This window comes from Streptomyces sp. NPDC057702, from assembly GCF_042799315.1.
Classification (GTDB): Bacteria; Actinomycetota; Actinomycetes; order Streptomycetales; family Streptomycetaceae; genus Streptomyces.
Window position 1 is genome coordinate 174,682 of record NZ_JBHVJC010000010.1, and the last position, 22,768, is coordinate 197,449.

Annotated in this window: 13 protein-coding genes; 7 read left to right on the forward strand and 6 right to left on the reverse strand. The window is 76.4% G+C overall.

The features are described from left to right. Positions 1 to 93 precede the first annotated feature (93 nt). Both ACFVFR_RS09920 and ACFVFR_RS09925 read left to right on the forward strand, forming a co-directional pair. The gene (locus ACFVFR_RS09920) at positions 94 to 2,208 is read left to right on the forward strand and encodes a protein kinase (protein ID WP_383699343.1); all 2,115 of its coding nucleotides are present in this window, start codon (positions 94 to 96) and stop codon (positions 2,206 to 2,208) included. Positions 2,209 to 2,870: 662 nt separating this feature from the next. After that, positions 2,871 to 3,920: an NUDIX domain-containing protein gene (locus tag ACFVFR_RS09925; RefSeq protein WP_383699345.1), complete on the forward strand. Its 1,050-nt coding sequence runs from the start codon at positions 2,871 to 2,873 to the stop codon at positions 3,918 to 3,920. Between the two features lie 1,240 nt (positions 3,921 to 5,160). Here ACFVFR_RS09925 and ACFVFR_RS09930 read toward each other — a convergent pair. Further along, entirely contained in the window at positions 5,161 to 6,552 is a 1,392-nt protein-coding gene (locus ACFVFR_RS09930; protein WP_383699347.1) for a dipeptidase, read from the reverse strand. 169 nt (positions 6,553 to 6,721) lie between these two features. Between ACFVFR_RS09930 and ACFVFR_RS09935 the strand changes: the two genes are divergently transcribed. Next, a complete protein-coding gene (locus ACFVFR_RS09935; RefSeq protein ID WP_383699400.1) occupies positions 6,722 to 7,933 on the forward strand; it encodes a geranylgeranyl reductase family protein in 1,212 nt (403 codons plus the stop codon). A gap of 337 nt (positions 7,934 to 8,270) precedes the next feature. On the opposite strand, the gene ACFVFR_RS09940 is transcribed toward ACFVFR_RS09935, so the two are convergent. Next, positions 8,271 to 8,852 (reverse strand): nitroreductase/quinone reductase family protein, encoded by a 582-nt coding sequence (locus ACFVFR_RS09940; protein WP_383699349.1) that lies wholly within the window; start codon positions 8,850 to 8,852, stop codon positions 8,271 to 8,273. Positions 8,853 to 9,013: 161 nt separating this feature from the next. On the opposite strand from ACFVFR_RS09940, the gene ACFVFR_RS09945 reads away from it, so the two are divergent. Genes ACFVFR_RS09945 through ACFVFR_RS09955 form a run of 3 tightly spaced genes read left to right on the forward strand, consistent with a single transcriptional unit; the run spans position 9,014 to position 11,691 of the window. Beyond that, on the forward strand, positions 9,014 to 9,721 hold the full coding sequence (locus ACFVFR_RS09945; RefSeq protein WP_383699351.1) for a TetR/AcrR family transcriptional regulator: 708 nt from the start codon (positions 9,014 to 9,016) through the stop codon (positions 9,719 to 9,721). 57 nt (positions 9,722 to 9,778) lie between these two features. Then, positions 9,779 to 11,032 (forward strand): sensor histidine kinase, encoded by a 1,254-nt coding sequence (locus tag ACFVFR_RS09950; RefSeq protein WP_383699353.1) that lies wholly within the window; start codon positions 9,779 to 9,781, stop codon positions 11,030 to 11,032. Further along, entirely contained in the window at positions 11,029 to 11,691 is a 663-nt protein-coding gene (locus ACFVFR_RS09955; RefSeq protein ID WP_383699355.1) for a response regulator, read from the forward strand. Before ACFVFR_RS09950 ends, ACFVFR_RS09955 begins: the two co-directional genes overlap by 4 nt. Positions 11,692 to 11,775: 84 nt before the next feature. Here ACFVFR_RS09955 and ACFVFR_RS09960 read toward each other — a convergent pair whose 3' ends face one another. The 3 genes from ACFVFR_RS09960 to ACFVFR_RS09970 form a co-directional block, all read right to left on the reverse strand. Then, entirely contained in the window at positions 11,776 to 12,702 is a 927-nt protein-coding gene (locus tag ACFVFR_RS09960) for a DUF2797 domain-containing protein (protein ID WP_383699357.1), read from the reverse strand. Positions 12,703 to 13,346: 644 nt separating this feature from the next. After that, positions 13,347 to 14,126 (reverse strand): maleylpyruvate isomerase family mycothiol-dependent enzyme, encoded by a 780-nt coding sequence (locus ACFVFR_RS09965; RefSeq protein WP_383699359.1) that lies wholly within the window; start codon positions 14,124 to 14,126, stop codon positions 13,347 to 13,349. An 837-nt stretch (positions 14,127 to 14,963) separates the two neighbouring features. Then, positions 14,964 to 16,244, reverse strand: coding sequence for an MFS transporter (locus tag ACFVFR_RS09970; protein ID WP_383699361.1), 1,281 nt, complete (start codon positions 16,242 to 16,244; stop codon positions 14,964 to 14,966). A gap of 17 nt (positions 16,245 to 16,261) precedes the next feature. Between ACFVFR_RS09970 and ACFVFR_RS09975 the strand changes: the two genes are divergently transcribed. Further along, entirely contained in the window at positions 16,262 to 17,527 is a 1,266-nt protein-coding gene (locus tag ACFVFR_RS09975) for an ROK family protein (RefSeq protein WP_383699363.1), read from the forward strand. A 123-nt stretch (positions 17,528 to 17,650) separates the two neighbouring features. Here ACFVFR_RS09975 and ACFVFR_RS09980 read toward each other — a convergent pair whose 3' ends face one another. Continuing rightward, positions 17,651 to 22,765 carry a trypsin-like peptidase domain-containing protein gene (locus ACFVFR_RS09980; RefSeq protein WP_383699365.1) on the reverse strand — a complete coding sequence of 1,705 codons (5,115 nt, stop codon included), beginning with the start codon at positions 22,763 to 22,765 and terminating at the stop codon, positions 17,651 to 17,653. Positions 22,766 to 22,768: the final 3 nt, after the last annotated feature.

Consider the following 22,768-nt stretch of genomic DNA (forward strand, 5'->3'; position numbering starts at 1 on the left):
TAAGCTGAGCCTCACGGGGCGCCAGCACGCGCGCGGGGGACGCGCACGGGTGAGCTGGGCGCGGCAACGGGCGCGTGAGGGGACAGCGGCACGGTGAGTACGGGGGACGGCGCGGATCTGACCGGCAGGGTGCTCGGTGGCAGATACCGGGTCACACGACAACTCGGGCGCGGTGGCATGGGCGTGGTCTGCGCGGCCGTGGACGAGGTGCTCGGCCGCGAGGTGGCGGTCAAGGTGCTCCGCGCCTTCACCGACGCCGGACCGGAGGAACTGGCCGACCTGCGGACCCGGATGCGCCGCGAGGCGCGCGCGGCGGCCCGTGTCCGGCACTCCGGCGTGATCACCGTGCACGACGTCGCGGACGAGAACGGACTGCCCGTCATCGTGATGGAGCTCGTCGACGGGCCCTCGCTGGACGACGTGCTGAGCGCCGAGGGCGTGTTGGACCCGCTGCGGGCCGCGGCGATCGGGGCGCGGGTGGCCGAGGCGCTGGGCGCCGGCCACGAGGTCGGCGTACTGCACCGGGACGTCAAGCCGGGCAACGTGCTGCTCGACCGGGCGACCGCGCCGGGAGCCCGTGGTGGCGCGGGTCCCTCCGGCACGGGTCGGGTCGTCCTGACGGACTTCGGCATCGCCAGCATGGACACACCCGACGACGGGGCCGCGACCAAACTCACCCGAAGCGGTGAACTCATCGGCTCGTTCGACTACCTCGCCCCCGAGCGGGCCCAGGGGCACGAGCCGGGCCCGGGGTCCGACGTGTGGGCGCTGGGCATGACGTTGTACGCGGCTGTCGAGGGCTCGTCCCCCTTCCGCCGCACCTCGGTGTGGTCGACGCTGACCGCCATCGTGACCGAGCCCCTGCCCGAGCCGCGCCGCGCGGGTCCGCTCACCCCGGTGCTGTGGGCCCTGATGGCCAAGGACCCGGCGGCCCGCCCGACGGCGGCCCAGGCCGCCGCGCTGCTCGACGCTGTGGCGGCCGGACACGCCTCGCCGTTCGCGTCGGGCGCGGGCGCGGCGTACGGGGCGGCGGGCGGCTCGGTGCGGGGCGCGGGCGGTGGCTGGGTCGGCGCGCCCGGTGGCGCCGGCGCGCCCGAAGGGGGCGGGCCCGCTCCGGGGAGCGTGCCCGGCGCTGCTGGTGGCCATGGCGCGTGGGGCGCGCCCGCCGCGAGCCAGGCCGGCGGGGGTGCCGGCGGGTTCGGTGCGGCGGGGGCACCGGGGACGGCCGGGGCGCACGGTGCCGCTGGCGCTACGCCGATGCCGGGAGTGGCCGGTGCCTCACCCGTGGGCGCGACTCCGGGCGGGCCCGGCGCGGTCGGGATGGCGGGTGGCGGGGCGCGGGCCACTCCGCTGGGCGGCCAGCCGGACGCGGCTGGGCACGCGGGGCAACCCGGTCAGGTCGCGTCGACGCGGGGGCGGGGCGCGGCGGGTAGCGGAGGTGCGGGGGAGACGGTGGTGGCCGACGGGAGCCGGCGCACCCGGCGGTTGCCCGCGCGCCAGCGCACACGGCGCACCACGCTGATCGCGGTGACCGCCGCCACCGTGCTGCTCGGCGGCGGCCTGACGTACGCGCTGACGGACCCGGGCGGCGACGACACCACGGCGGGCGGCGAACCGTCCGCGCGCCCCACCGGGGGGCCCGAAGGGGGCGCCGTCGACCCGAACGGCGGGGCGAAGGACCCGGCCCAGGGCGGCGGCGGGGGCAAACGGGGGGTGGCGGCCGACGTGTCCCCCACACCCACGACCTCGGACGAGCCAGCCCGCCAGCGCGAGGACGAGCCGGACCAGGGTGAGACCGGCGACGACAAGCGCGAGAAGCGGGGCAAGGACGACAAGGACCGCCAGCGCGCGGAGGACGGGCGGGAGGCCCGGGACGAGCCGACGGCCACCTCACCCGGCCCCGACGCCTCGTCCAAGCCGCCCGCACCGGCCTGTCACCCCGCGGGCGCCGGCAAGCACGACTGCACGGTCTGGAAGTCGGCCGCCTCCCACACGCGCGACGGTGCCCAGGTGGGCACGCTCAACCAGGGCACCAACTACTTCTTCTGCCAGGAGAACCTGGGGCGCCGTGTGACCTCGGGCGCCTGGACCAACGTCTGGTGGGCCAAGACCGACGACGACAGCGGCAACGCGGGCGTGTACGTGAGCGCCGTCTACCTCAAGGGCGGCGCCAACGACCAACCCGTCCCCGGACTGCCGGTGTGCTGACCGCGCGCCGTCGACCGGTGCGGTCGCGGTACTGCCCCCCTTCCTCTCCGCTCGGCGTTCGGGCGTAGCCGAGGCGGGCCCGATCGCGGGGGAGGCGTGGCGAGGTGACGCGACCTCGGGCGCGTGGGAGCAGCACCGGAGCGCAGGGGCGCGTACGAGGGAGCGCAGGCGTACGGGCCTGCGTGGATGCCTGCTCCGCCGGCCGTGGCGAAGGGCACGGCCCGCGACGGCGCGCGGGTGACGGCGGTGTGGGGTGACCGCGGCGTGCCAGCGGGCTCCGTGTCGGGCGCGCACCGCCGTGGCGGGCCGGCGTCCGCTCCGGCGAGCACCCCCGCGACCTGCGCATGGACGCCGAGCGAGCCCGCCTTGAGCCGCTGTTTGGCCAGCGGCCGGCGAGGGTGTGGCCGGTCGCTTCACCAGTGCGACGCGACGTGCCGTAGCCGCCGGCTCCTGGGCGCGGCGGGCCCGCGCTGATCAGCGGTGCGACGGCGACGAGGCATCCTGTGGCGCGGCGGTGAGGCGGCACCGGGGCCACCGCCGTGGCCCCTCCGACGCGCCCCACGGTCAACTGGCGGCACGGGCGCGCCCCCTCCGAACCGCACACGTTTTCGTGGCACGGTGATGCGGGCAACTGTCTGGGTGCTACGGAGGAGGGGGAACCCGTGATCGTCTGGCTGAACGGCACGTTCGGCGTGGGCAAGACCAGTGCGGCGCGTGAGGTGTGTGAGCTGCTGCCCGACAGCACGTTCTTCGACCCCGAACTGATCGGCGGGGGCCTGCGCAGGATGCTGCCGAGCAAGCGTTTGGCGGAGGTGAGCGACTACCAGGACCTGCCCTCCTGGCGCCGTCTGGTGGTGGACTTCGGCGCGGCCCTCCTCGCGGAGGTCGGCGGCGTGCTCGTGGCGCCCATGACCCTGCTACGCCAGGACTACCGGGACGAGATCTTCGGCGGCCTGGCCTCCCGTCGTATCCCCGTGCACCACATCGTGCTGCACGCGGAGGAAACGATCCTTCGCGAACGCATCGAGGGCCGCGTACTCACTCCCGACCGGCCCGAGGAGGACGCGGCCGTCCGGAAGTGGTGCCTGGACCACCTGGAGCCCTACCGCGCGGCGCTGCCCTGGCTCACCACCGACGCACACGTCATCCGCACCGACCGGCTGACCCCGAGCCAGACCGCCGAGCGCGTGGCCCACGCGGTACGGGAGGGCGCCGCGGTCTGTCCCATGGTCCAGACGCCGCGCCCCCGGGCGGAGACCGTGGCCTCCGGGGTGCTGCTCTTCGACGAGGACGACCGGGTACTGCTCGTGGACCCCACCTACAAGCCCGGCTGGGAGTTCCCCGGCGGCGTCGTGGAGTCCGGCGAACCCCCCACCCGGGCCGGAGTGCGCGAAGTGGTCGAGGAGTTGGGCACGCGTCTGGACGCACCGCTGCGGCTGCTGGTCCTGGACTGGGAACCACCGCGCCCGCCGGGATACGGCGGGCTGCGTCTGCTCTTCGACGGCGGGCGGCTGAGCGAGGGCCAGGTCGCCAGGTTGTCGCTGCCCGCTGACGAACTGCGTGGCTGGCGGTTCGTCACCGAGGACGAGGCCGCCGACCTGCTCCCCCCGCACCACCTGAGCCGACTGCGCTGGGCACTACGCGCCCGCGAACGCGGCTGCCCCGTCAACCTGGAGCAGGGACTCCCCGTCGGCAACCCCTTCGCGGCCTGACCCACACCTCCGGCCACGCGCTGCCCCCACTCCGCATCACGCCCCGGGCGAGCTCACGCCTCCGCCACGCCCCCGCTCCAGGCCACGCCCCCGCTTCAGGCCCGCGCCGCCCCGCGAGCCCACGACCGGGCTGGCCCTCGTCCAGGCGGGCTCCCGTGCGGATGGGGACGGTGCGCCGTGGCACCGCACCACCGAGCTCGACGGCGCATGCCTCCGCGGGGTGGGGGTGCGCCAGAGGCGGCGGGCCCGCACCTGGGTCGGCCGGTGGGCGTGTCGAGGGCCCGTTCCCGCGCCGGGCCGGTGTTTGCGTCGGGGGCCTGTTCCCGCGTCGGTCGGTGTTCGTGTGGGGCCCGCTCGCGTATCGGGTTGACGTCTACGTGGGGTCGCTCCGGCTCGGGCATGGGCTGAGTGGGCGTGCCGGGGCTCGTGCCTCTGCCGGGCATACCGGCCCGCCTGGCCTGGCGGCGCTGGGCCCGCACCCGTGTCGGTTGGTGTCTGCGTTGGGTGCCCGTTCCCGCGCCGGGCTGGGGCCTGTGTCGGGGCTCGCGCCGCTGCCGGGCGTGCCGGCGCGCTCAGCCCGGCCGCGCTGGGCCCACACCCCGCGTCGGGCCCGCACTCGTGCCGGACGCGCACCCGCGTCGGGGCCCGCTGCCTGGCCGCGGTCCGTCGTGCGCGTCGGGGGGCGTGCTTCCGTCGGGCTTCGCGAGTCCGCTGGACCGGCACTCCGGCCGGGTCCCGTACTCGAGCCGGGCCGCTCCTCGGCCCAGGCTCACACGCGGGCCGGGCTCCGCTCGCGCCGGTGTCGGGCTCGTATACGCGTCGGGGCAGGCTCCCGTCGGGCCTCGCGCGCCCGCTGGCCCGCACTTTGGCCGGGGCTCGCACCCGAGCGGGGCCCGGACCTCCTGTCAGCGGGCCCGCTGCGTCCGGGCTCGCCACTCCGCACCGGGGCCCGCCCTCGCGTCGGGCCGGCCGCTGCCGCACCAGGCCCACCCGCGCCGCGCGCGGCGACGCGACGGGTCCGGCCGCGGGGGTCGGGCCTGCTGTGGCCGGCGCGCTGGCGGCGCGCGCCGGCCGGTGCGGGAGCCGTCAGCTCCCGAACACGACGGGGCCGGGGGCCCGGGCCGGGCGTCACCCTCACGACCGGCCCACGTACGCGGGCTCGTCACGGCGACCGGCGCCGTCACCACGTCGGCGCGGAGCGCCCGGCCAGGGCCCGGTCGGGGGCGGTGCCCAGCCGTCGCTACGCGGCGGCCTTGTGCGTCGCGTAGCCGACCAGGAACAGCGCTTCCGCCAGCGAGAGCCGCTCCAACTCCTCCGGAGAGACGCTCTCGTTGACCGCGTGGATCTGCGCCTCCGGCTCGCTTAGCCCGATCAGCAGGATCTCCGCCTCCGGGTAGAGCGCCGCCAGGGTGTTGCACAGCGGAATGGAGCCGCCCATGCCGGAGATCTGCATCTCCTGGCCGTCGTACGCGCGGCGCATGGCCTCGGCCATCGACGCGTAGGCCGGGCTGCTGGTGTCGGCGCGGAACGGCTGGCCCTGGCCGACCTGCTCCACGGCGACCTTCGCGCCCCACGGCGTGCTCGCCTCCAGGTGCGCGGTCAGCAGGCCGGTCGCCTCGGCGGCGTCCACGCCCGGCGGAACCCGCAGGCTCACCAGCGCGCTCGCGCTCGCCTGCACCGAGGGCGTGGCGCCGACGACCGGCGGGCAGTCGATGCCGAGCACGGTCACCGAGGGGCGGGCCCAGACACGGTCCGCGACGGTGCCGGACCCGATGAGGCTCACGCCGTCGAGCACCTTGGCGTCCTTGCGGAAGTCCTCCTCCGTGTACTGCAAGCCCTCCCAGCTCGCGTCGGAGGCGAGGCCCCGCACCGTGGTCGAACCGTCCTCGGCACGCAGCGAGTCCAGTGCCCGGATCAGCGCGGCCAGGGCGTCCGGCGCGGCGCCGCCGAACTGCCCCGAGTGCAGATTGCCCTCCAGCGTGTCCATCTGGACACGCACCAGGGTCATGCCGCGCAGCGTCGCCGTCGCGGTCGGCAGCCCCAGCCGGAAGTTCCCCGCGTCCCCGATGACGATGGTGTCCGCCGCCAGTAGCTCCGGGTGGGCCTCCGCGTACCGCTCAAGCCCTCCGGTGCCCTGCTCCTCGGAGCCCTCGCAGATCAGCTTCACGTGAACGGGTATGCCGCCGTTCTCCTTGAGGGCCCGCAGCGCCGTCAGGTGCATGATGAGGCCGCCCTTGCAGTCGGCGGCCCCACGGCCGTACCAGCGGCCGTCGCGCTCGGTCAGCTCGAACGGCGGCGAGAGCCAGGCGGCCTCGTCCAGCGGGGGCTGCACGTCGTAGTGCGCGTACAGCAGGACCGTCGGGGCGCCCTCGGGTCCGGGGAGGTAGCCGTAGACCGACTGGGTGCCGTCCGGGGTGTCCAGGAGGGCGACGTCCTGGAAGTCCTCGTCCCGCAGCGCGCCGGCCACCCAGTTCGCCGCCGCCTCGCACTCGCTCCTGGGGAACTGCGCCGGGTCGGCGACCGACTTGAAGGCCACCAGCTCCGTCAGCTCCGCGCGGGCTCGGGGCTGGAGTGCGGCCACGGTCTCTACGAGCGCCGCGTGGTCGGGTCGGCGGACGGGGGCTTGCTCCATGGAACGCTCCTTGTGGGCGCGGCGTTGTGTCCGTACGTACGGGCGAAGGATGCACCGATCTTCCCACAGCGGGGCCGCTGAGCGGCGCGCCGTAGGATGCGAGCGGTAGCCGAAGCGAGCGGTCGAGCGGGAGTAGAAGTACATCGTGAGCAGCGACAACAGCGGCGGTATGGATCTCAGCGGCGGCGACGCGGCCGACGACGGGGAGTCGGTGTGGGACGTCGTGGTGGTGGGGGCGGGCCCGGCGGGCGCCTCCGCCGCGCACGCCGCCGCCAGCGCCGGCCGCAGAGTGCTGCTGCTGGAGAAGGCGGAGCTGCCCCGCTACAAGACCTGCGGGGGTGGGATCATCGGTCCCTCCCGTGAGGCTCTGCCGCCCGGCTTCGAGATGCCGCTGCGCGACCGCGTGCACGCCGTGACCTTCTCGCTCAACGGCAAGCTCTCGCGCACCCGCCGGTCCAAGCAGATGTTGTTCGGGTTGATCAACCGGCCCGAGTTCGACGCCGCGCTGGTGGACACGGCCACGGCCGCCGGGGCCACGCTGCGCACCGGGGTGACCGTCTCGCGCGTCGAGCAGCACGGGCCCTCGGTCCCCGATCGGCGCACCGTCGCCGTCGTCCTCACCGACGGGGAAACCGTACTGGCCAGGGCCGTCGTCGGCGCCGACGGCAGCGCGAGTCGGATAGCCGGGCACGTGGGCGTCAAGGTCGAGCAGGTGGACCTGGGGCTGGAGGCGGAGATCCCGGTGCCGCCGACTGTCGCCGAGGACTGGGCGGGGCGTGTGCAGATCGACTGGGGTCCGATTCCCGGCAGTTACGGCTGGGTCTTCCCCAAGGGCGACACCCTGACCGTGGGCGTCATCTCGGCGCGCGGCGAGGGCACCGAGACCAAGCGCTACCTCCAGGACTTCATCGCCCGACTCGGCCTCTCCGGGTTCGAGCCGAGCATCTCCTCCGGCCATCTGACGCGCTGCCGTTCCGACGACTCGCCGCTCTCCCGTGGCCGGGTGCTGGTCTGCGGGGACGCCGCGGGTCTCCTCGAACCGTGGACGCGGGAGGGCATCTCCTTCGCGCTGCGCTCGGGTCGACTGGCGGGGGAGTGGGCCGTGCGCATAGCGGAGGCACACGACGCGGTCGACGCGCGCCGGCAGGCGCTGAACTACGCCTTCGCCATCAAGTCGGGCCTCGGTGTGGAGATGGGCGTCGGCCGCCGCCTGCTGCTCGCCTACGAGCGGCGCCCCGGCATGGTGCACGCCGCGATCACCGGGCTCCGCCCGGCCTGGCGCGCGTTCGCCAAGATCACGCGTGGCACCACCACGCTCGCCGAGATCGTGCGCACGCATCCCTCGGCGCGGCGCCTGATGACGGCCCTCGACCGAGGCTGACCCGCCGCCTTCGCCGCCGGGCCCTCTCCGCGAGCCCCGCACGGCGCCTTGGGCGGCCGGCGGCAGGGCCCACCGCACTCGCCCCGACACGTGGGACGCGGGGAGGCGGGTCACGGCCCGCGCCGTCGGGTGGGTGATCGTCGCGCACCGTGTGGATCGTGCGGCTCCGGCTGCCGCCTCCGCGCTCCCGGCGGGCGTGAGGAGGCGGGGCGTACGGATGCGTGGCCAGGCCCGGACACGGGCGCGGGGTCCGGTCGGTGCCGGCGGGCGGGTGTGTCGGTCGGGGGTGGCGGCACGCGGGGGCCGGCGGTCGCCCGGTGGCGCCGGTGGTGCGCCCTCAGCGGTGGGTGGCACTGACGGGCTCGCGACGGTCGTGAGTGGGGCGCCCCGTGGTCTGCCGGTGCTCGGCGGTGGTGTCGTGGTGCGAGTCCGTGGCGGGTGCCTGCCGGAGGAAGCCTTCCCCGGCCTCCTCGTCCGCGTAGATGAGGGTGAAGATCGGGTGTCGGCGGCCGACCTCGGCCAGTTCCGCGTCGCTGGACGTGCCCGTGGCCCCGTCGAAGAACCGGCCGACCTCGAAGCCCCAACGGGCGAGGTAGGCCCGCAGCACCCGGGTCTTCTCCGGGCCGTCGGGAAGCTCTATGGCGTGGAAGGGGCGCACGCGGCGGCCTTTCCTGAGCTGGCCGCCACCCGCTGCCCGCATGTTCCGCACCCACTGGGTGGTGCCTCGGGCGGACACCAGGAAGTGCTGCCCTTCCAAGGTGAGCGGGTTGACCGGCACGCTGCGCCATTCGCCGGTGGACCGGCCGCGCACCGACAGTTCGGCACTGCCGTACACCGAGATGCCCCGCCGGGCCAGCCACGCGATCGTGCCGCCGAACACCCGGGCCTCGAACCAGCTGGGCTTCGCGTAGTGCGTCATGGGGGCCTCCCGTGGAGAAGTGGGTCCGCGACGGAGACGTCACGGGCTCGTGGCGAGAGCGGTGCTCTCTCTTGAGATCAGTGTGCACGACGGGTCGCCACGAGGCAAGAGCACTGCTCTCCTTTTTGGTTGGTGCTCTGATGTGGTGGCACACTGGCCGCATGAGTGCCATCAAAGGAGCCAGGGAGCGGGCCCGGGGCGAAGTGACCGCCGCGATCAAGGAAGAGGCGCGGCGGCAGCTCGCCCACGACGGCGCCGCCAAGCTGTCGCTGCGCGCGGTCGCCCGCGAGCTGGGCATGGTCTCCTCCGCGCTGTACCGCTACTTCCCCAGCCGGGACGACCTGCTGACCGCGCTGATCATCGACGCCTACGACGCGCTGGGCGCGGCGGCGGAGGCCGCGCTCGCGGAGGCGGGCGGGGCGGATCCGGTCCGGCGGTGGACGGCCGTCTGTCGTGCCGTCCGCGCGTGGGCGCTGGCCCACCCGCACGAGTACGCGCTGATCTACGGTTCGCCCGTGCCCGGCTACTCGGCGCCCGGCGACACCACGGGGCCCGCCGCGCGCGTCGGGCTCGCCCTGATCGCGATACTCCGCGACGCGCACGAGGCGGGAGAGCTGTCGGTGGCGACGGAGGAGGCGGCGCCGCCCCTGTCGGTGCAGGACGACGCGCGGCGGCTCGCGGACGTGCTCGACATCGACCTGCCGGCTCCGACGATGGCCGGCCTGACCGCGACCTGGGCGCAACTGTTCGGGCTGGTCAACTTCGAGGTGTTCGGGCACTTCAACCACGTGGTCGAGGCACGGGAGGCGTTCTTCGACCAGGCCACCGCGGGGCTGGCCCGCCAGATCGGCCTACTCCCCGGGGAGTAGGCTCGCACACCGCGGCGGGCTGACGCGCGAGGCCGGGGCGCGGTCTAGCGTGGCGACATGAGCACGGAACGAGTCCACCGCGTGGGCGCAGACCACACGCCTCGGCGGTGGGCGGGCACCGGTCCACCGTGGTGGCGCTGGGCCGCCCCGCCCTCCGGGCGGCTGCCCTGGGCCTCCTCGCTGGCCCTGGCGCTCTTCCAACTCGTCGGCACGCACTTCGCCGCCCACCGACAGCCCGAGCGAGCCGACCTGGACCCGCTGGCCTGGCTGCTGCTGGTGCTGGGCCCCGCGCTGTTGGTGGTGCGCCACCGCTCCCCACGAGTCACCGTCTTCGGTGTCTGCGCCGTGGTCACGGTCTACCTCGCGGCCGGCTATCCGTACGGACCGATCTTCCTGAGTGTCGCCCTCGCCTGCTTCTCCGCCGTCACCACGGGCCACCGGCGGGCCGCCTGGGCCGCGGTCGGCCTGGCCTGGGCGGCGCACGCCCTGGCGACCCACTGGCTCTACCGCTGGCTGCCGCCCGAGGGCGACACGGCGGCCGGCTGGTGGCAGGAGATGGGCATCGCCGCCTGGGTGCTGGCGATCCTCGCGCTGTCCGAACTGGCCCGGGTGCGCCGCGAGCGACTCGCCCGCGAACGCACCGAGCGGGAGGCGACCGAGCGCCGCCGCGCCGAACAGGAGCGGTTGCGCGTCGCCCGGGAGTTGCACGACGTCCTGGCTCACAGCATCTCGGTGATCAACGTGCAGGCGGGCGTGGGCCTCGCGCTGCTCGACCAGGACCCGGAGCAGGCGCGGGCCGCGCTGACCACGATCAAGGGAGCCAGCAAGGAGGCGCTGGGCGAGGTGCGTCAGGTCCTGGACAGTCTGCGTACGCCGGGCAGCGCGCCCCGCTCGCCGGCCCCCGGGCTCGACCGCGTCCCCGAACTCACCGAACAGGCCGCCGCCGCCGGTCTCCGCGTCGAGGTGCGTACCGAGGGCCGCCGGGCGGACCTGTCGCCCGGCGCCGACCTCGCGGCCTTCCGTATCGTCCAGGAGGCGCTGACCAACGTCATCCGCCACTCGGAGGCGCGCGCCGCCCGCGTCGTCCTGCGCTACGAGCCGAGCGCGCTACGCGTCAGCGTCGACGACGACGGGCCGGCCAGCTCCGACACCGCGGTCGGGCGCGCGGAGGCCGTGTCCGGCGGCAACGGGCTGGTCGGCATGCGGGAGCGGGCCGCCGCGTTCGGCGGCACCGTCGAGGCGGGACCGCGCCCCGACGGAGGGTACCGCGTGCACGCCCGCATACCCCTGCCGCACAAGGAGGCACCGTGATTCGCGTCGTGCTCGCGGACGACCAACTGCTGGTACGCGCCGGGTTCCGGGCGCTGCTGGCGGCCCAGCCCGACATCGAGGTGGTCGCCGAGGCGGCCGACGGCGAGCATGCCGTACGCCAGGTCGGCGAACTGCGGCCCGACGTCGTCCTCATGGACATCCGCATGCCCGTGCTCGACGGCCTCGCCGCCACCCGGCGGATCACGGGCGATCCGGCGCTGGGCGGGGTGCGGGTGGTCATGCTCACCACCTTCGAGCTGGACGAGTACGTCTTCGAGGCGATCCGCAACGGCGCGTCGGGCTTCCTGGTCAAGGACACCGAGCCGGCGGAGCTGCTGCGCGCCGTGCGGGCCGTGGTGAACGGCGACGCGCTGCTGTCACCGGGTGTCACGCGCCGCCTGATCGCGGAGTTCGCGGCCCGCTCCAAGGGGCCTGCCTCCGTCGGCCTGACGGAACTCACCGACCGCGAGCGCGAAGTGATGGCCCTGGTCGGCATCGGCCTGTCGAACGAGGAGATCGCCCGCCGTCTGGTCGTCAGCCCACTCACGGCGAAGACGCACGTCAGCCGGGCCATGGTCAAGCTCGGCGCCCGGGACCGCGCTCAACTGGTCGTCCTCGCCTACGAGTCGGGTCTCGTGCGACCCGGCTGGCTGGGCTGAGCCGCGCCCGACCGGAGCGCGCTGTCGACCAGCGGGCGCGCCACCCGCGCCGGGGCGCGCGCCTGGGGGACAGGGGCGCGCGGCTCAGAACAGGGCCTCCGGTCGCGGGGGCGCGCTCGCGGCCAGGTGCACCGGCGCTGTGGTGGCGCCCTTGGGGTCGGCCGCCGTCAGCGGCCACCCGGCCAGCTGGCGCGTGTCCAGCAGCAGGGCGCGGCCGTCCGCGTCGAGCAGTTCGACGTCGGGGCCCGCCACCGCCTCGACGCTGCCGACGACCGTGCGGTGCGGGGCCAGACGCACGAGCCCGACCGGACCGGGCGGGCGGCGGCGGCCGAGCGCGAAGGCCGCGTCGTGGTGCACCGGTTCACAGGGCAGCGGGCGCAACGAGTCCGGCAGCGCGGCCAGGGCGCGCGCCCGCTCGTGCAGCGCGGCGAGCTCGGCCGCCCGGTCGGCCCGGGGCGGCGCGGTGGCACGGGCCGCCCGCTTGGCCGCGTACGGAATCCGGTCGGGGACGGCGAGGGCCGCCCCCAGCACCGCCTCGGCGCGCCGTGCGGCCATCAGCGGGCCGCGCCCGAGCAGGACGTAGGACAGCGCGGCCTGTTCGAGCAGCCGGACCCCCTCGCGCTCGGTCGCGGTGATGCCCACCTTGATCGCGCCGGGGCCGAACCAGGCGAGGTAGACGTCGTAGGGGCGCGGGTCGTCGGCCCGGGTGTCGGCCGCCACGGAGTACGACCGGTCGAGTCGCGCGCACTCCGGGCACTGCGCGGACACCGCCGCCAAGGGGACCGTCGCGAGGGTGGGGCAGGCCGTGTGCCGGGCGCCCCTGCGCACCCCGACGCAGTGCCGCGCCGCGCCCGTGGTGAACGCGACGGCCCGGCCCCGGGACAGGGCGGAGGAGCGCTCGCCGTGGACGGGGTGGCGCCACAGCAGGGCGGGTTCGGCGGCGGGAGTCCAGCGCAGTCCGGCGCACCGCCAGCCAAAGTCCCCGGTGCCCGGCGCGTGGTCAGCGGTCACGGCCCACCCCCCGGTCCGCCGCGCGATCCGCGAGCCGGGCCCCGCCCGGTGGGCGGCCCGCAGGGCTCGCTTCGTGGACCGCGGCGCGCCCCGGCGAACACGCGCGCTCCCGGCCGTCCGGGCCTCCCGCCGCACGCGCCCGCACGCCCTGTCGCGCGACCGGCTCGGGCCCCTGGGCCCGTACGCGTCGGAGAGAGCCCCGTGCGCGAGTGGCCGGGGCGGGTGGCGCCTGTCGCCCGGCGACCGGATCGGCGGGAGTCCAGCGCGCGTGGCCGGGACGTGCCGGCGCCGGCTGGTATGACCGTCGACCGCACCACGGCAGGCCGCACCACCCCGCGCGGCGGCCTGCCACCCCGCAGCCCTCGCGCCGTCCGCCCCCGAGGCTCACCGATGTCGCTCACTCCGCCACCATCCCTGGCCGCCTCACCCTCGTCTCCCGAGCGCCACTCCGGGCCGAATCCACCCCGGCCATCCTCCCGCCCCCGCCACGGCCGCTCACCCGTCCCCGTCCACCCACGGCTCGCGCGCGGGGCGGCCAGCGGGTGCGCGGGCCCGGCGGGTCGACCCTCCCGCCGCCGGGCGGACCCGGCGGCCGGCCACCGGCCCGACGGCGGGCCCGGCCGGGTCGGCGTACGTCGTACACCTCAGCTGATCGCTGACGTCGCACGCCAGAGCTCGGCGAGGGAGGCGTCGCCCACTGTCCGTACGACACCGCTCGGCGGGCGGTTCCACAGCGTGAGGTAGAGGTCGGCCGTCGCACCGATCCACGCGCACTCCGCCGGGCCGAGCCGCTCGCCCGCGTCCGCCGGGGTGCGCCGGCCCGGAGTGGGCTCGTCCCGCTCCACGGTCAGCGGATCCTCGGACAGCCGGAGCGTCCAGCGCTCGCCCGTGTCCGTACCGAGCAGCCGCAGCACGCCGGGCCGCGTCGCCCGCACCCGGCTGCGCCCCTGGCCGTGGAAACCCGTCAGGAGCTCGGCTATGCCGTCGGCGGCGAAGTCCGTGTCGATGATCGAGAGGCCGCCGTCCAGGGCCAGTTCGGCGTCGACCCGGTGCACCGTGGTCTCGTGGGCCTGGCGTCGCGCCCAGAAGGCCAGCGGCGTCGGCGCGGCGAAGAAGGTCCAGCTCTCCAGGTCCTCCGGAGCGGCGCGCAGCGCCGCCACCAGTGCGGCGTGGCCGGTCCGGTACCAGGCCAGGAGGGCGGGCCCCGTCAGCTCCGGGTCCTCGGGCGCGCGGTGGGGAGCGGTCTGGGCCCGCGCGACGAACCCGGTGGCCCACCGGTGCACCCGGCCGACGTGGGTCACGAGGTCGTGCACCGTCCAGTCGGGGCAACTGGGCACCCGCGCCCGCCATCCGGCCCGCTCCGCGGCGTCACCGAGCCGCGTGCCCTCGCGGTCGAGGGTCTCGACCAGCCGTGCGATCTCCATGCGTCGAGTGTGTCAGCGGGCACTGACAATCGCCTCGTCACCGAGGCCGCCGGACCGGGTGGGCCCGGGGCGGCCCGCCCCCGAGGCCGGGGTGACGCGGTCGATTGGGCCGGGGCCGGCCACTACCGGGTCGCGCCCCACCCGCGCGCCGACGGGCGCCCGCGCGCGGCCCCGCGCCGCGCCGGCAGTCACGCGGTGTGCACCGGCCTGCGGCGCGGGCCGGCATACGGGGCGACGCGGTACGCGACGTGGGCTGGCCTACGGCGCGGGCCGCTCGGAACGTATCCGGCCAGAGCCCTGCGCGAGCCACCAGCGAGCGCCGCGCCAACAGGCCGAACCCCAGCCTTCCCCAGCGGCCCAGCGCCCCGGTGCCCCTCGCCACCCCACCCGGACGAGCCCCACTCCGACGCCCCCGCAGCCGCGCCCGCCCCCGCACGCCGCGCCCACCGCTTGGCCGCGCCCCCCGCATACCGCCACCAGGCTCAGCCTCGCGCGACGCCCCTCCCGCACCCGACCCATCCACCCGCCCTCGACCCGTCGGCCGGCCCGCCCCACCCCTTCGGGTAGCCCTCCGCCCGCCTCGGGCCCCGCTGATCCGAGTCAGCTCGCGGCCCGCCCTGGACGCCGTCCTGGTGCGATCCGTACGCCGACGCCACCGGCCGCGCCACCGCCTCTCCCACCCGGCGCCGCGCGTGATGTGAGGGCCGACGGGGGCGGGGCAGGGCGGGGGCCCGGCGGCGGGCCGGTCGCGCCCCCGTGGTCCCGCCCCGGCCGGCACCCCGCGCTGGCTGGCGGTGGTGGCGGGCACGGGGCGGGGCGTACCGGGACGGGTGAGGGTCAGCCGGCCGGTGGGTGGAGCGCGTGGCGGGCGGCGTAGGCGACGCTCGCGGCGATCGCCGCGAGCAGCGCCACCGTGGTCAGCGCCGTGGGCAGGGAGAACCAGTCGGCCAGGAACCCGATGGCCGGCGGGCCGCAGAGCATGCCGCCGTAGCCGAAGGTGGACGCGGTGGCGACGCCGCTCGGACCGGCCAGCGCCCCCGCTCGTTCGACGGCGACGGGGAAGATGTTGGCCAGGCCGAGCCCGGTGACCGCGAAGCCGAGCAGGGTCAGCCAGACGGTGGGAGCCAGGGAGCCGGCGAGCATGCCGACGGCGGCTGTCGCGCCGCCCGCCACCAGGGCGCGCGTCTGGCCCAGGCGCTCCAGCACGGCCGTGCCGGTCAGTCGGCCGAGGGTCATCGTGGCGGCGAAGACCGAGTAGCCGGCCGCGGCCAGGCCCGGATGTGCGTGGAGGTCCTGTTCCAGGTGGAGGGCGCCCCAGTCGGCCAGCGCCCCCTCGCCGTAGGCCGTACAGAGGGCGATGAGCCCGAGGACGGCGACCAGCCCCCGGGCGCGTCGGGCCGCTCGCGCGCCCGCCGCCCGCTCCGCCGCGCCCACCCCGCCGGTGGCGGCGCTCCCAGTGGTGGTTCCACCGGGTGCGGCCGGGGACGTGTGGTGGCGCGGGGGGATCGGGTGGGCGAGCAGCGCGCGGCCGGCGAACGCGGTGAGCGCCAGGCCGCACACGGTGAGCGCGGCCAGGTGCGTGGTGACCGGAACTCGTCCCGCGACCAGGCCGCCGAGGCCGGCGCCCAGCATGCCGCCGAGGCTGAACGCGGCGTGGAAGGTGGGCATGACCGGTCGGCGTAGCGCGGCCACCAGATCCACGGCCGCGCTGTTCATCGCCACGTTCAGACCGCCGTAGCCGACCCCGAAGAGGAGCAGGACCAGGCCGAGGGCGAGCGTGGAGTGGGCGTGCGCCGGCAGGGCGACGCTCAGGGACATCAGGACGGCGGCGACGACGGTCATCGGCTGGTGGCCGTAGCGCTGACAGAGCCGACCGGTGATCACCATGGTGGCCACCGCGCCGGCGGAGATGCCCAGCAGGGCGAGCCCGAGATCCCCGGTGGAGGCCCCGGTCCGGTCCTTGATGGCCGGAACGCGGACCACCCAGCCGGCGAAGACGAAGCCGTCCAGAGCGAAGAAGAGGGTGAGTGCCGCCCGCAGGCGACGGATGGCGGGGTCTACGGTGGCGTTCCTCCGCCCCCACGGAGTGGCCGTCCGTATTTTGTTTCGCGTCGGCACAAAGCCAGAATAGGTGCGTGACCCAGACACGGACAAGACTGGAGCGGGGCCGCGGAGCCCTCGGCCCGGCGCTGGAGCTCGTACACACCGGACGCGCGCCCACGCGCGCGGTCCTCACCGCCGAGCTCGGTGTGACCCGCGCCACCGCGGGAGCCGTCGCCGCCGAACTGGAGGCGCTCGGCCTGATCCGGGTGGACTCCCGCCCCGGGGCGGCGGCCGGCACCCAGGGCCGCCCCTCGCACCGGCTCACCGTCGCTCCCGACGGCCCCGTCGTACTCGCCGCACAGGTGCACGTGGACGGCTTCCGCGCGGCGCTGGTGGGCCTCGGCGGTCAGATCGTCGCCACGGCGCCGGGCTGTATGACCGTACCCGCCGACCCGGCGGCCGTGCTCGACGCCGTCGTCGCGGCCGGCGCCGGGCTGCTCCGCGAGAGCGGGCGCCGCTGCCTGGGCGCGGGGCTCGCCGTGCCCTCGGCCGTCGCCGAACCCGAGGGCACCGCGCTCAACCCGCTGCACGTCGCCTGGCAGGCGGGCGCGCCGGTGCGCGACCTGTTCCGGCGCAGCCTCGCCCGCGCGGGCGTTCCCGGGCCGGGCGGAGCGGTGGCGACCCGGTCGGGCGCGGTGACGCCCGATGCCGCCGGGGTGCCGGTCGGCCAGGCCGGCAACGACGTGAACCTGGCGGCTCTGGCCGAGTACCGACACGGCGCGGGCCGTGGCGCCCGGCAACTGCTCTGCGTGGCCACCGGCCACCGTGGTGTGGGCGGGGCCCTGGTGCTCGACGGGCGCCTGCACACCGGCAGTTCCGGGCTGGCCCTGGAGGTCGGGCACCTGACGGTGCGCGAGGAGGGCCGGGCCTGCCACTGCGGCGGCCGTGGCTGCCTGGACGTCGAGGCCGACCCGCTGGCCTTCCTGAGCGCGGCCGGGCGCACGCCCGGCCCGGAGGTCTCCCTTCTCCAACAGGCGCGCGACCTGCTCCGCGAGGAGTACGCCGACCCGACCGTGCGCGCCGCGACCGAGCTGCTCGTCGAGCGCCTGGGCCGTGGCCTGGCCGGGTTGGTCAACATCCTCAACCCGGACCGTGTCATCCTCGGCGGGCTCCACCGCGACCTGCTCGACGCCGACCCGGAGCGGCTGCGTGCCGTCGTCGCGGAGCGCAGCCTGTGGGGCCGCAGCGGCGGGGTGCCCATCCTGCCCTGCACGCTCGACTACAACAGTCTGGTGGGCGCGGCCGAACTCGCCTGGCAGCCGGTCCTGGACGACCCGCTGGCGGCCCTCGGCGGCTGAACGACCCGACCACCCACCCCCGAACGGGCGATGGAGCCCGCGCGCACCCCCGCGCTTCGCGGACCATCCCGCGCGCGGGCGGGTGGCGCCTCCGCGCCCCGCCCCATGCGCCCCCCCGCGTCGTCAGCCGCCGGCCGCTGTGCGGGTGTCGGGGGCGGGGCGTGTCGCCGGCGGCGCGGGTGGTGGCCGCTCGGCCAGGGTCGCGAGGCGGTCGGCGACGCGCTCGGTCACCGTGTGCTCCGGGTTGGCCGCGAGCCACTGGCGGGCGTACGCGGTGGCCACCCGCCACTGGGCGGGGGTGCACTCCTCGCGCTCCAGCAGCGCCGCCACCAGCGAGCCGACACCACCCACCGGCTCGCGGCCCAGCAGCCAGGCCAGACCGTGGTCGATGGCGCGCGCGGCCTGTTCGGCGGTCAGGCGCTTGCCGAGCAGCAGTCGCAGCAGCGGCTTGGCCTCGCTGGTCTCGGCACCGTCCACCTGCCGCAGGGCCCGTTCGATCGCGGCCTGTTCGTGCTCGGGCGACAGGTCGCGGGCGCGCAGCAGGGCCAGCAGCACCGGGCGGGTCTTGAACGTCCTGCCGCTGGTACGGGTCAGCAGCGTCAGCGCCTCCTCGGCCGCGTCCCACCGCTGCTCGGCGCTCAGCTCCGGCGTACGCAGCAGCTCGATGATCACCAGCCGGGCCTTGACCACCTCGGGGGAGCGCAGATACGCCAGCGCCTGGCCGGCCACGGCCCGCCGCTGCTCGGGGCGTAGCTCCTCGTTGGCCAGCAGGGCCACGAAGTCCCGCCAGCTCAGCACGGAGGTCAGCGCGGCGTGCACGGCCGAGAGCATCAGGCGCCGATCCAGCGCGCCCTCGGTCGGCCCGTCCGCGGGCCACGGGGGCGCCGGATCCGGGCCTCTCCCCTCGGGCTGTGCCGCCCCGGTCGCGTCCACCGGCCCGGGGGAGGGGGCCTCGCCCGCGCGGGCGGACGCGTCCCCATCCGCGTCGACAGGCGCGCCCGCGCCCGCCTCGCCGGAGGTGTTCCCGCCGGCCTCGGGGGGCGGACGGTGGGCCTCGTCGGGGCGGGCCAGCAGGCGGAGCAGCACGGCGCCGCGCTCGGGGTCCTCCGGGTGGGTCAGCAGCCAGGCGCGGGTCTCCTCGACGCCGCGTAACCAGGCGCCGAACGCGTCGTCGCCGTGGTCGGTCAGGAACGTCCGGACCTCCGGCGCCCACGGGCGTTCGGAGTTGACCGCGTACCAGTTCAGCGCGTGGACGTTCAGCGCCCCCCGCCGCGCGTCGGTGAGCCCGTGGCGACGGGCGAGCGCGAACAGCACCCGGGGCGCGTCGGCGGCCCGTTCGCACGCGGCGAGCCAGTCGAACCCGAGCGCGGTGGCCCGCGCCGCGTCGGCCTCGGGCAGCGCCCGGTCGAGCAGCGCGAGCAGCGGCGGCAGCACCCCGCCGACGTGCTCGGCGGCCACCAGGCGGGTGGCCTGCTCACCGGCGGTCGCCTCCTGCCGGGGGGAGAGCCGGGGTTGGCGCAGCACGGCGGTGACGGCGGCGCGCCGGGCGCGCACCGGGGTGTCCGTGTCGAGGCCGCCGGCCAGCGCCCGGTCGACCAGGAAGTCCGCCTCGGCCGCCGTCAGGTCCGGCTGGTCCAACAGCGCGGCCAGGTCGCTCAAGTCCGGGGCGGTCAGCGGCGCGTCACCCTGCGGCCAGCCTCGGGCGCCGCCGCTCCAACCGCGCTCCCGCAGCACGCGCAACCACAGGAAGCCGCGGTCCCGGTGCCGCCAGGGCTGGCCGAGCCAGTGCGTCGCATGGGCGATCGCGCGCTCCCGCCGCTCCCGCCGCGACTCGTCCGTCGCCAGCAGCGCGCGCAGGGTCGGCCCCACCTCGTCCACGGGCCCCTCCGGCGCGCCGGCCTCGGCGGCCTCCTCCTCGGCGGGGCCGGCCCCGGGCGGCGGCGTGTGGTCCGCGCCCTCGCCCGTGCCCGGCGCCGGCGCGGGCAGCGCGCCCGTGCCCGGCTCCGGCCCCCGGGGCGCGTGGTCGCGCAGCCAGACCAGGGTGGCGTCGACCGCGCGGCGCGCCTGGTCGGGGCGCAGCCCACGGCAGGAGAGGGCGGCACGGTGCACGGCGGCGCCGTCGGCGTCGCCACCGTGGGTCTCCAGCCAGTACAGGGCGAAGTCGGCGCTGCGGTGCAGCTGCTCGCCGGTCGCCGCGCCGGACAGCAGGGCGCACAGCACCGCGGCGGCCTCCGGCGCCCGTGGATGCTCCCGCGCCCAGGCCAACGCGCGCTCGGCCAGCTCGGCCGCGTGCCCGGGGACCAGCGCCCGGGCGTCCACCAGCAGCGGGCGTACGACATGGCCGGCGGTCGTGCTCGCGCCGTACGCGCACACCCACGTCCACGCCATCTCGGCCACTCGCGCGCGCTGTTCGCCGGCCAGGGCGTGGTGGGGCAGCAGCGGGCCGAACACCTGGGCCGCCGCGAGGGACTCGGCGTGGCCGTGCTGGAGCCAGAGCACCGCCTGGTCCACGGCGCGCCCCGCGCGCAGCTCCGCCAGGTCCTCCCGGCGCAACAGGGCCCGCAGCACGAACCGGGCCACCGGCTCCGCCTCGTTGTGCGCCAGCCAGGTCAACGCGATACCCGCGGTCTGCTTGTACTGCTGGCGGCTGAGTTCGGGATGGTCGACCAGCGGGGCCACCACGAAGCTGGCGACGCGCTGGACGCCGTGGCCGTGGCCGATCCAGGCCAGCGCGGCCGAGATGGCGCGCCGCGCGGCGGTGTGGTCCAGGTCGGTGCGCGAGAGCAGCCGGTGCAACACGTGGGCGGCGTCCGAGGTGTGGTGGACGTGGAGCCAGCTGAAGGCGTGCTGCCCCGCCGCCAGCAGTCGCCCGGCCGCCAGGGTCCGGTCCTCGCGCAGCAGCGCGGCGATCACGAACCGTGCCGAGCGGTGCCGCTTCCACAGCTCCAGCCAGGCCAGCGCGTAGTCCGCGACCGGCTCCTCGTCCTCCGGGGGCAGGTCGCGCCGCTCCAGCAGCGCGTGGATGACGTGGTGCGAGGAGTCCGCCCCGGACCCGCTGCGGTACAGCCAGGTCAGGGCCGCCGCCACCAGTTGCTTGGGCACCGGGGTGGTGGCCGACTCGACGGCCTGGGCCAACAGGGTGCGCGCGGTGGGGGAGTCCCTCTCGCGGTCCACCCACGGCTGCGCCAGCTCGTCCCAGACCTCGTCCACCGTCGACTGCCAGGGGCGGCGGCTGAGCAGGGTGAGCAGCGCCTGGCGGCCCTCCTCGCCGGAGCGCTTGAGCAGGGCGCCCACGCGCGGCGCGTCCCGGCGCAGCCAGTCGCCGCTGAGCCGGGCCACCCGGCGCCCGTCGGCGTCGTCGAGGTCGGCGGCCAGCCGGGCCAGGTGACCGGCGAAGCCGCCGAAGGTGCGAGCGCTGATCAGCGAGGTGGCGAACACCTCCCGCACCGCGTCCGGGTGCACCGGCCCGGCGGGCAGCAGCAGTTGGCGTACGAGCTCGTCGGTGACGATGTCGTGGACCACCATCAGCTGGTCCTCGTGCGGCTCCTCCAGCCAGCCGAGCTCGGTCAGGCTGCGCACGACGTACTCGCCGTCCAGGCCCCCGTCGCGGCCGTCCAGGAAGGCGTCCACGGCCGCGACGACCGCCTCGCGCGGCTGCGGGCAGGCGTAGGCGGCCACGGTGGCGGCCAGCTGCCGGTCGCTGGGCGGGTGCGGGGGGCCGGTGGTGTCGCCGGCCTCCCAGTCGGCCACTTCCGGGGGGCGCAGCCGGTCCTCCTGGAGCCGGGGGTCGAGCCAGGCCAACAGGTCGTCACTGCGCCAGCCGGACAGGTGCGGCAGATCCCGCCGGGCCCGGTAGCGGCGTTCGATCTGGGCGGCGACCAGCAGCGCGATGATCGGCCGGTTGCCGCACGCCGCCCGCAGCGCGGGCTGGCCCAGCCCGTCGAGGGCGCGCGGGGCGACCACCGGCAGCATCGCGTCGATCACGGCGGCCTGGTGCCCACTGTCCTGACGCAGCGTCACCTCGTCGAAGAGCTGCCGTACGCCGCGCTTGCGCAGCACCGGCAGCGTGCCCGGCCTGGTCGAGGCCACACAGGCCACCTGGATGCCGCGCTCGGCCGCGCCCAGCATGAACTCGTCCGCCAGCGCGCCCAGATCGAGCTGGGCACAGGTGTCGAGGTAGTCCAGGACCAGCAGCACGCGCGGCTGGCCGGCGTCGAGGACGGCCGCTTCGAGATGGGCCACGGTCAGCGAACGCTGGCGGTCGGTGCGCACGTGCAGGACGTGCCAGCCGCTGTCGTGCGCGGCCTGTGCCACCTCGAAGCAGGTCCGCGTCTTGCCGGTGCCCGCCGCGCCCACCAGCAGCACCCCGCGCCCGCGTTCGGGGTCCACCAGTCGCTCCAGCAGCCGCGTCGGCGCCGCCTCGCTGTGCGGCCCGGGGCTGACGAACGGCAGGTGCTCGGGCAGCAGGTAGCTGTGCGTGCCCCGCAACTTGGTCAGCACGCTCTCGTGGGTGCGCACGTTGCTGGGCAGGGCGCGCGGGGCGCCACCGGGCAGCGGGACCTCCAGCGGCTCCGGATCGACCTCGTGGGCGCGCAGGTAGCGGGCGACCTTGCCGGCGCCGGCGAGGCCGTCGACGCGGGTGGCGACGGTGGAGCGGGTCCCGGCCGGGGTGAGGTGGGAGGCGTAGACGCCGACGATCAGGTGGGGGGTGTCGGCCCCGGGCCCGCGCGGACCGAGCACCGCCGCCCCGGAGAACCCCTCCCAGGGTGAGCCGGGCCCGGCCAGCGTCTCCGGCTGCGCGGTGTCGTGCCACAGGTCGAGGCCGTCGGCGTCGGGCCGCGAGGCGAGCTGGATGGTGCCGGTGGTCTGCCGGCGGCGGGGTCGGCCGGCCTCGCGGGCGTACCGGGGAAAGCCCATGGCGTGGAAGGGCACCGTGCCCAGGGCGTTGGGCAGCCGCCCGAAGCGCATCGGCGCCAGCGTGTCCACGGCGTCGGCCAGCACCAGCAGCGCCAGGTCCCGCCCGGCGTCCGGCACCACCAACTCGACGTCGGCCTCGCTCGCGCCCCGGCGCGGCCCCGGGCGCATCACCCGGTACGCGAAGGCCCCGTCGTCCACCACGTGCCGCGCGGTCAGCACCAGCTCGCCGGTCAGCAGGAACCCCGAACCGCCGTAGTGCACGGTGCCGTCGGCCCGGTCCACCCGCACCACCTCGACGGCCCGGTCCGGCAGGTCACGCACACC